Source organism: Mycobacterium sp., assembly GCF_019247615.1.
Taxonomy (GTDB): Bacteria; Actinomycetota; Actinomycetes; order Mycobacteriales; family Mycobacteriaceae; genus Mycobacterium.
In genome coordinates, this window is the sequence record NZ_JAFBAT010000127.1 from 1 (window position 1) to 10,497 (window position 10,497).

Here is a 10,497-nt window from a genome sequence, read left to right on the forward strand (position 1 = left end):
CACCGCGGGATCCGGCGGGACCGGCGGTGACGGCGGCAACGGCGGCACCGGTGCTTCTGCCTTGACCGGCAACGGCGGCAGCGGCGGTAACGGCGGCACCGCCGGGGCCGGCGGGGCGGCTGGCACCGGCGGCACCGGCGGAACCCCTGCCGCCGGCGTCTGGGGCCACGGCGGCACCGGCGGCAACGGCGGCAACGGCGCCACCGGCCTCACCAACCTGACCACCGGCGCCGGCGACGCCGGCGGCGAGGGCGGCAAGGGCGGGACCGGCGGCAACAGTGGCGGCAGCCTGACCACCGCGGGCACTGCCGGCAGCGGCGGTGTCGGCGGCAATGGTGGCTCTGGCGGCATCGGAGGCTCAGGCACCGCCGCCACCGGGACCGGCACCGGCGGCGACGGCAGTAGCGGCGGCAACGGCGGCACCGCCGGTGCCGGCGGCAGTGCCGGCATCGGCGGGAACACCGGTACCGCCGGCGCCTATGGCAATGGCGGTACCGGCGGCAACGGCGGCACCGGCGGTGCCGGCGCCACTGGTCTCGCGAATAGCAGCGGCACTGCCGCCGGGCAGGGCGGCCAGGGAGGCCAGGGCGGCTCCTCCGGTGCCGGTGGTACGGGAGGCACTGGCGGCACAGGTGGCAACGGCGGCAATGGTGGCACCGGCGGTGCGGGCGCCACTGGCGCGGGTGGCAACGGCGGCACCGGCGGAGCCGCCGGCGCCGGCGGTGCCGGCGGCTCGGGCAACGGCGGAAGTAATGGCAGCGGCGGTGAAGGCGGCATCGGCGGCACGGGCGGCCAAGGCGGCACCGGCGCCACCTCCCTCCCCCTCGGTACCGGTGGTCAAGGCGGCAGTGGCGGTACCGGAGGCCAAGGCGGCATTGGCGGAGCGCACGGCACGGGCGGGACCGGCGGGACAGCGGGCGCCGCGGGAGCCGGTGGCACGGGCGGCCAAGGCGGCGACGGCGGCGCCTCCGTCGCCACGGGCCACGGCGGTCAAGGGGGCACCGGCGGCACCGGCGGCCAAGGCGGCACGGATGCCGGCGCCGGCACCGGCGCCGGCGGCACCGGCGGCCAGGGCGGCACGGGCGGCACGGGCGTCGCCGCAACGGACGCCGGCGCGGGCGGCACAGGCGGCAGAGGCGGCCAGGGCGGTACAAGCACGACAGAAACGGGCGGCACCGGCGGGAACGGCGGCACCGGCGGCACCGGCGGCAGCACGATCCTTCTCGGCACAGGCGGCACCGGCGGCACCGGTGGCAACGGCGGCACCGGCGGCACTGGCAACACCGGCACCGGTGGCACGGGCGGCACCGGCAGCGCCGGCAGCATCGGCAGCAGCGGCGGCGTCGGCGGTAACGGTGGCACCGGCGGCACCGGCGGCACCGGCGGCCTCTAGCATTGGCGGTCGGTGATCTGCGGCGGGAATTCGGCGAAGCTCAGCTTTCCCCGACGCGGTGGCAGCTTCCGAACCTCAGCGAAACAACCAGATTCAGAGCCGTGGCTGTCGCCGGCGAGATCCACAGCGCCGGTGGGACGGGCTCCGCAGCCCCCGCTGCACTCCGGCGCACTGCTTTCGGGTGGGCATCATCGATCGGAGCGGGGGCGGTGATCGCCGCTGGCTCTTCGGCCCATTTCGACCACGACTCATCTCGATCGCCGGCAAATACCGTTCGGCTAACACCGTCGAGCTGCACCAGGTGCGCTCACAAGCTTCGGCCCGCGCTCGATAGGCGACGTCGGGCCCCCCGGCAGAGCATGTCTAAAGGCGCGACCGGCGACAAGGAGATCGTCGGGCGCCGGTGAAGGATGCGACCGAAGTCGTCAAGCACCCGGATACGTCGATCTCGCTGTCGAGTTCGATCGCCGCCAATCTGGCCGATTCCCAGACTGTTGAGCTCACGACAGGCGCAATCAAGGGCCTGGTTCTTCGTCGAGGAGCGCAAAGAGTTGGCTCTCGGTGGCGGTGTTGATGTCGTCATAGGGATCCGGCTCCGGATCTGCGCAAGGCGTACTCAGGGCAGTCAACAGGCTTGCCAATCGAGCGCGGAGACGCGTTCTGTCGTCCGGATGCCATCCCGGTTGCTCGATCAGTGTTTGTAGCTCGCGTGCGACATCGTTGACGCGGGCCATGCGATCCGGCGGTTCATCACCGGTCACGTCGGCCAGTTGGATGTCGAGGTGCTCGGCCAGGGCAATGGGAGTGGCGAAATCAAACATCAAGGTCGGTGAAAGGGTCAGTCCCGTAGCGCTTTTGAGGCGGTTACGCAGCTCCACTGCGGTCAAGGAGTCGAATCCGAGATCCTGAAAAACGCTCTGGGAGTCGATATCTGCGGCGGTATGACCTAACACTGTAGCCGCGTGGCCACAAATTAAGTCGGTGAGCTCGCGTCGTCGCTGTTCGGTGCTGAGTCCGTGCAGGCGCGCGCGAAGACCCGACGCCGACGCCGCTGTCCCGGCGTCAGAGATGACGCGCCGGGACGAACGGGCGGCAAGTTCGCGCAATATCGGAGGCAGCAGCACCGCGCCGTTCCCAGGACGCGTCGCCGCGTCCAATCGGGCGGCCACCAGCATCGAGTGGTCCGCCAACATCGCGTCATCGAAGAGCGCCAACGCCTGGTCGCTGGACAAAGGTGTTAGCCCGATCCGGCTCATGCGCGCGCGGTCGCTGTCGCTGAGGTGCCTGGTCATGGCGCTGGGTTGTTTCCACAGCCCCCACGCCAGCGACAACCCAGCTAATCCCCGCCCACGCCGGTATGCGGCCAGCCCATCAAGGAAGCTGTTAGCCGCCGCATAGCTTCCCTGGCCCGGCGCACCCACGATCCCCGCCATCGACGAGAACATCACGAACGCCGACAAGTCCAAATCCATCGTCAGCTCATGCAAGTTCCAGGCACCGTCGACCTTGGCACGCAATACCGCATCCACGCGGTCGGCGGTCAACGATGAAATCAAACTATCGTCGAGAACACCCGCGGCATGAAAAACGCCGCGCAGCGGATAACGCGCCGGCACCTGGGTCAGCAACTCCGACAAGGCATCCCGGTCGGCGACGTCACAGGCCACCACGGAAACCCCCGCCCCAGCCTCGCGCAACTCGGCGACCAGGTCTGCGACCCCCTCGGCCCGAGAACCGCTGCGACTCACCAGCATCACATGTGCCACCCGGTACCGGTCGACCAGGTGACGGGCCAGCGCCGACCCCGCCATGCCGGTCCCCCCGGTGATCAACGCCGTGCCCCCGGCAAGTCCCGCCGTCCCGCCGGGCAAGGTGAGCACGACCTTGCCGGTGTGACGGGCCTGGCTGACAAACCGGTAGGCATCAGCGGCACGTCGTACGTCAAACGCCTTGGTAGTCAACGGTGTTAATGAGCCATCGGCAAACAAACCCATCAACTCGCCCAGCATCGCCGCGATCTGCTCCGGGCCGGCTTCCATCAGATCGAAGGCCCGATACTGCACACCCGGATACCGCTGAGCGACGACCAACGGATCGCGCACATCGGTCTTACCCATCTCGACAAACCGACCACCACCGACCAGCAACCGCAACGACGCATCGATAAACTCACCGGCCAGCGAGTTGAGCACCACATCCATTCCGGCCCCACCGGTCGCGGTCAAAAACCGCTCCTCGAACTCCAACGTCCGAGAATCACCGATTTGCTCATCATCAAAACCCATACCACGCAACGTGTCCCACTTGCCAAGACTCGCCGTCGCGAAAACCTCCGCACCCCAACACCGCGCCAATTGCACCGCCGCCATCCCCACCCCACCAGTCCCAGCATGCACCAACACCCGCTGACCCGCCCGCACCCCCGCCAACACCGAAAGCCCATACCACGCCGTCAAAAACACCACCGGCACACCCGCAGCCTCAACCAACGACCACCCCAAAGGCACCCGCACCACCAACCGCTCATCCACCACCGCTTCAGAACCGACCACCCCCAACAACCCCATCACCGCATCACCAACCACCAACCCGCACACACCCGCGCCCACCTCAACGACGACACCGGCACCCTCGGCCCCCAACTCACCCCGACCCGGATACATCCCCAACGCCACCAACACATCCCGGAAATTCACCCCAACCGCCGCCACCGCCACCCGCACCTGCCCGGCGGCCAGCTCCATCCGCGGGCACGGGCACACCACCACATCCTGCAACGTCCCACTACCACCGGCATCCAGCCGCCACCCCCCAGGCGGCAACACCAACACCGAACTCGCACCTACCGGCATCAACCGAGGCCGATAGGCCACACCTGCACGCACCACCAGTTGCGGCTCACCGCAACCAATTACGTCCTCGACATCCACTGAGCCATCAGAATCGACCAACACCACCCGACCCGGATGCTCGGCCTGCGCCGAACGCACCAACCCCCACACCGCCGCACCCGCCAAATCAACGACTTCCTCACCAGCAAGCGCGACCGCCCCGCGTGTGCGCACCGCCAGCACGCCCGGACTGTCAGTGGCCAGCCAGGATTGCAAAGCCTGCAGCACTTCATGGGTCGCCGCATACACCGAGCCGACCGCGTACGACCCGGCGTCCCGGGGTTCCAACACCACGACGCCATCGCGACTGCCATTGTCCCCCACAGCTAATAGCGACCAGACCACCTGAAAGAGCCCACCGCCGCCGTGACTCACCGCGGCAGTCGACCATTGCTCGGTCGACACCGTACGAAGGATCAGCTTCCGCACGGTCAGCACCGGCAGCCCCGCCGCGTCGGCCATTTCCACCGACACTGCCCCAACACCGGCCGGCGCCAACCTCACCCGCGCACGAGAAGCCCCGGCCGCATGCAAACACACCCCCTGCCAACAAAACGGCAACACCGTCTGAGCCTGCTCGTCCGCCAACCCCAACGCGTGCAATGCCGCATCCAACAACACCGGATGCACCCCGAACCCACCACCCCCGGCACCGACAGCCTCCGGCAACACCACGTCCGCGAAGACCTCATCACCGCGCCGCCACATCGCCCGCAGACCCCGAAACGCCGGGCCATACTCATAACCCCGCCCGGCCAACCCCTCATACACCCCGGCCACATCCACCCCCGCCGCCCCAGCCGGCGGCCACACCGACAAGCCCGCCGACGGCTCCAGCGAAGCCGAGCTCAACTCCCCCTCGGCATGCAACATCCAAACCGAATCCGACTGCGGCCCAGCTGAATACACCGACACGGCACGATGTCCCGACGCGGCGACGGGTTGCACGACCACCTGTACGCGCACCCCACCGGCCGCCGACAACACCAACGGCGCCGACAACGTCAACTCCTCGATCACCGAACAGCCGACCTCATCACCGGCCCGCAACACCAACTCGACAAAACCCGCCCCCGGAAACAACATCGACCCCGACACCGCATGATCGGCCAGCCACGGTTGCCCAACCGCCGACAATCGGCCCGTCAGCACCACCCCACCAGAATCGGGCCGCTCCACCACCGCACCCAACAAGCCATGCCCAGCCCCCACTAAGCCCACGCCGCCGACATCTCCCGACCCAACCGACCCAGCCGGTAACCAAAAACGCTGCCGCTGAAAGGCATACGTTGGCAGCTCCACCCGCCGGCCACCCAAACCGCCGAACGTCGCGCTCCAGTCAACCCCTACGCCGGTGCCGAACAGCTGCCCGGCCGCCGTCAGCAGCGAGTCGACTTCGGGACGATTCTTGGGCATCGTCACCACCGGCACCGCCCGCTCGCCCCTCACCGACTGCGCCAGCGAGGCCGTCAAAGCCGCTCCCGGACCCACCTCGACGAACACCCCGGCACCCAATGACTCGGCCGACCGCACCCCGTCGACAAAACGCACCTGCTTGCGCACATGGTCGATCCAATATGCCGCCGACCCGTACCCGGGTCCCGCGGGCTGCCCAGTCATGTTGGAAATCAATCCAATCCGCGGCGCGGCCGGTGATACCTCGGCCACGAGCTCGGCGAAATCGGCGATCATGGGTTCCATCAGCGGTGAGTGAAACGCGTGCGACACCGCCAAGCGATGCACTCGCCGGCCGCGCGTCGCCAGTCGATCCGCCATCGCGTCCACCGCGGCACGCCCGCCCGAAAGCACCACCGAATCGGGACCGTTTAGCGCAGCAATGCTCACGCCATCGGTCAGCATCGGCGTCACGTCGGCCTCGTTGGCCGCCACCGCCACCATCACCCCGCCGGCCGGCAGCTGCGCCATCAACCGGCCGCGCGCTGCCACCACACGCGCAGCATCGGCCAGCGACAACACTCCTGCCACGTGGGCCGCGGCGATCTCGCCGACCGAGTGTCCCATCACCATGTCGGGAACCACGTCCCATGACCGCCAGAGCGCCGCCAGCGCGATCTCGAGGGCGAACAGGGCCGGCTGGGCAAACTCGGTGCTTCGCAACAACTCTGGGTCGCCGCCCCACATCACCCCACGGAGCGGCAACCGGACATGATCATCTAACGCCTCGACTGCCTCGTCGAAGGCGCGGGCGAAAGCGGGGAAACGGGCGTACAACTCCGCGCCCATCCCCAACGACTGCGACCCCTGGCCGGGAAACATGAATACGGTCTTGCCAACCGACCGGGTGCGACCCGCCACCACGTCCGCGGGCTCCCCCGAAGCCAACGCGGCTAGCCCGTCCATGAATCCCTCGCGAGCGTCGCCCACCAGCACGGCGCGATGCTCAAATATGGATCGCGTGGTCGCCAACGACCACGCGACGTCCAACACACCAAGACTCGCATCAGCACTCATGTGCGCCAGTAACCGCATGGCCTGATCGGCCAACGCCTGCGCGGAACGGCCGGAGACCACCCATGGCACGACGGGTCGGCGGTCATCGTCGTCAGCCGCAACGGGCTCTGGTTCGCCGGGCGGTCCCTCCAAGATCACGTGCGCGTTCGTCCCGCTGATCCCGAACGCCGACACCGCGGCGCGACGCGGCCCGTCCTCTGCCGGCCACGAACGCGGTTCCCTCAACAACGAAACCGCGCCGCCAGACCAATCCACCTGGGGGGTGGGTACATCCACATGCAGCGTCTTCGGCATGAGCCCATGCCGGATCGCCTGCACCACCTTGATCACTCCGGCCACTCCGGCCGCCGCCGACGTATGGCCGATGTTGGATTTGATCGATCCCAGCCACAACGGCCGATCCACCGGGCGGTCCTGCCCGTAGGTCGCCAAAAGCGCTTGAACCTCAATCGGATCGCCCAACACGGTCCCGGTGCCGTGCCCCTCGACCAGACCCACGTCGGCTGCGGTCAAGCCCGCGTTCGCCAGGGCCGCCCGAATGACGCGCTGCTGCGACGGCCCGTTGGGCGCTGTCAATCCGTTGGACGCGCCGTCCTGATTCACCGCCGAACCCCGCAGCAACGCCAGCACCGGATGCCCCAGGCGCCGAGCGTCGGTCAAGCGCTCTAGCACCAGCACGCCCGCACCTTCCGACCACGAGGTACCGTCGGCGGCGCCGGCATACACTTTGCACCGCCCGTCGGGGGCCAGCGCCCGTTGGCGGCTGAACTCAACGAATGCCGCGGGCGTCGCCATGACGGTCACACCGCCGGCCAGCGCGAGATCACACTCCCCCGAACGCAATGACTGCGCAGCCAAATGCATGGCCACCAGCGACGACGAACACGCCGTGTCCACCGACACCGCGGGGCCTTCCAGCCCCAGGACATAAGACAGCCGGCCCGACGCCACGCTCAGCGTCGAACCGGTAAGCCCATAGCCCTCGAGGTCGCCTTTGACCTCGCCGCCGTAGCCGGCGTGAATTATCCCGGCGAACACGCCCGTCGCCGAGCCACCCAACGAGAATGGGTCAATTCCGGCCCGCTCCAACGCCTCCCACGACACCTCGAGCATGAGACGTTGCTGAGGGTCCATCGCCAGGGCCTCGCTGGGCCCGATGCCGAAGAATCCGGCGTCGAAGTCGGCGGCGTCCTGCAAAAAACTGCCCCGGCGCGTGTACATCTTGCCCCGTGCGTCGGGGTCGGGGTCGTAGAGCGCGTCTATGTCCCAGCCGCGATCTGTCGGAAATTCCGATACCGCGTCGCGGCCCTCAAGCACCAACCGCCACAGGGTTTCCGGTGAATCCACGCGGCCCGGATACCGGCACGCCATGCCGACCAGCGCCACCGGCTCGGACATCTTGGCTTCCAGCTCGGACACGCGCCGACGCGCCCGCCTGAGGTCCGCGGTCAGACGTTTCAGGTAATCGACGTGTTTCGTGGTGCTCGGCAATGTTAGTCCTGGGTTAGTCCTGGGTTAGTCCTGGGTCAGTCCTGAGGAATATCAGCGGCCGAGTTCTTCGTCGAGGATCGCGAAGAGTTGGCTTTCGCTGGCGGCCTCGAGATCCTCGTCGAGGCGTTCGCGGTCGTCCTGATCGGTACGGGGGCTGCTGAGCAGGCCGTGGATGCGTGCGCTCAGCCGTGCTTTGTCATCGGGTTCCCAATCGGGTTGGTCGAGCAGGGCCTGCAGTTCGCGGACGATGTCGTTGAAGCGGTTCAGCGGGCTAGGTCCGTCAATGGTGGCGGCCAGCTGGGCGTCGAGATGCCCCGCGAGGACGGCCGGGGTGGGGTAGTCGAAAATTAGCGTGGGGGAAAGGGTAAGGCCGGTAGCCGATTTGAGCCGGTTGCGTAGCTCGACCGCGGTCAACGAGTCAAATCCGAGACTATGAAAGGCACGGTCTGCGTCGACATCGGGGCTTCCCGGCAGACCGAGAACGGTGGCGGCGTTGCGGCAGACCAATTCGAGCAACTCGCGGCGTCGCGCATCGGGGGTCAGCCCATGCAGGCGTGTGGTGAACCCCGTCGACGCGGCAATATCGACATCGGTTACGACACGACGGGAAGGCCGGGCAGCCAACCCCCGCAGGATTGGGGGCAGACCGGCGGCGTTGTCCGATAGGGCGCTTTTGTCCACACGGACGGCCACGACGACGGGGCGGTCGGCCAGCATGGCGGTGTCGAACGATTCCAGCGCCTGGTCGGTGGACAGGGCGGCCAGGCCGATCCGGCTCATCCGGGCCTTGTCCCGATCACCCAGGTGTGCCGTCATCGACGAGGCTTGTTCCCACAGTCCCCAGGCCAGTGACAGACCCGAAAGTCCCTGTGCGCGACGGTATTCGATCAGACCGTCCAGGAAACTATTTGCCGCAGCGTAATTGGCCTGTCCGGGGGTCCCCACGATGCCGGCCATCGACGAAAAGACCACGAAAACAGGCAGATCCAAGTCCCGGGTGAGCTCGTGGAGATTCCAGGCCCCGTCGACTTTGGCCCGCAACACCGCATCCACCCGCTCGGCAGTCAGCGATGAGATCAAACCGTCGTCGAGCGCCCCGGCGGCGTGAATGATCCCCCGCAGCGGGTACTGCGCGGGCAGCCGCGCAAACATCGCCGCCACCGCGTCACGGTCGGCCACGTCGCAGGCGACCACCGACACCTGCGCCCCGGCCTCCCGCAATTCGGCCACCAACTCTGGCACCCCGGGGGCGTCCGCGCCGGCGCGACTGACCAGCACCAAATGGGCCACCCCATAGCCGCCGACCATGTGGCGAGCCAGCGCAGAACCGGCCATGCCGGTGCCCCCGGTGATCAACACAGTGCCCCCCGACAACCCCGCGGGCCCACCGGGCAATCTCAGCACCACCTTGCCGGTATGGCGGGCGTGGCTGACGAAGCGGTACGCCTCCGCGGCGTGGCGCACCTCAAAAGCTTTGACTGGCAGCGGCTGTAAGGCGCCTTCCCGCAGCAGGCACAGCACCTCGTCCAGCATCGCCGCGATACGACCCTCGCCGGCATCCATCAGATCGAACGCCCGGTACTCGACTCCTGGATGCCGCTCGGCAATGACCCCGGGATGGCGAAGATCGGTCTTCCCCATCTCTATGAATCGACCACCGCCCACCAACAACCGCAACGACGCGTCGATGAACTCGCCGGCGAGCGAGTTCAGCACGACATCCACTCCCGCGCCCGCGGTGGCGGCCATAAACCTTTCCTCAAACTCCAATGTCCGGGAATCCCCGATATGGTCTTCAGCAAAGCCCATTGCGCGCAACGTGTCCCACTTGCCGCGACTCGCGGTAGCGAAAACCTCAGCGCCCCAATGGCGCGCAAGTTGCGTTGCGGCCATCCCCACACCGCCCGTGGCGGCGTGCACCAACACCCGCTGGCCCTTACTCAACCCCCCGAGCACCGAAAGGCCATAGAACGCCGTCAAAAACACCACCGGCACGCCCGCAGCCTCGACCAGCGACCACCCGGAAGGCACCCGCACCACAAGCCGCTGGTCCACCACCGCTTCAGAACCGACCACCCCCAACAACCCCATCACCGCATCGCCAACCGACAAACCGGTCACACCCGGACCCACCTCGACAACCATCCCAGCGCCTTCGGCCCCCAACCGGCCACCGCCGGGGTACATGCCCAACGCCACCAACACGTCTCGGAAATTCACCCCGATCGCGGCCACCGCCACCCGTACCTG

At 67.9% G+C, this 10,497-nt stretch carries 3 protein-coding genes; 1 reads left to right on the forward strand and 2 read right to left on the reverse strand.

Features of this window, described 5'->3' with window-relative positions:
- Positions 1-1,393 (forward strand): hypothetical protein (locus tag JO059_RS08545; protein ID WP_293315678.1); only part of this gene is annotated, 1,393 nt, incomplete at its 5' end.
- 515 nt (positions 1,394-1,908) lie between these two features.
- Here the strand turns inward: JO059_RS08545 and JO059_RS08550 are convergent.
- The gene (locus JO059_RS08550) at positions 1,909-8,247 is read right to left on the reverse strand and encodes a type I polyketide synthase (protein ID WP_293315680.1); all 6,339 of its coding nucleotides are present in this window, start codon (positions 8,245-8,247) and stop codon (positions 1,909-1,911) included.
- A gap of 51 nt (positions 8,248-8,298) precedes the next feature.
- The coding region (locus JO059_RS08555; protein WP_293315682.1) for a type I polyketide synthase at positions 8,299-10,497 on the reverse strand (2,199 nt) is incomplete at its 5' end.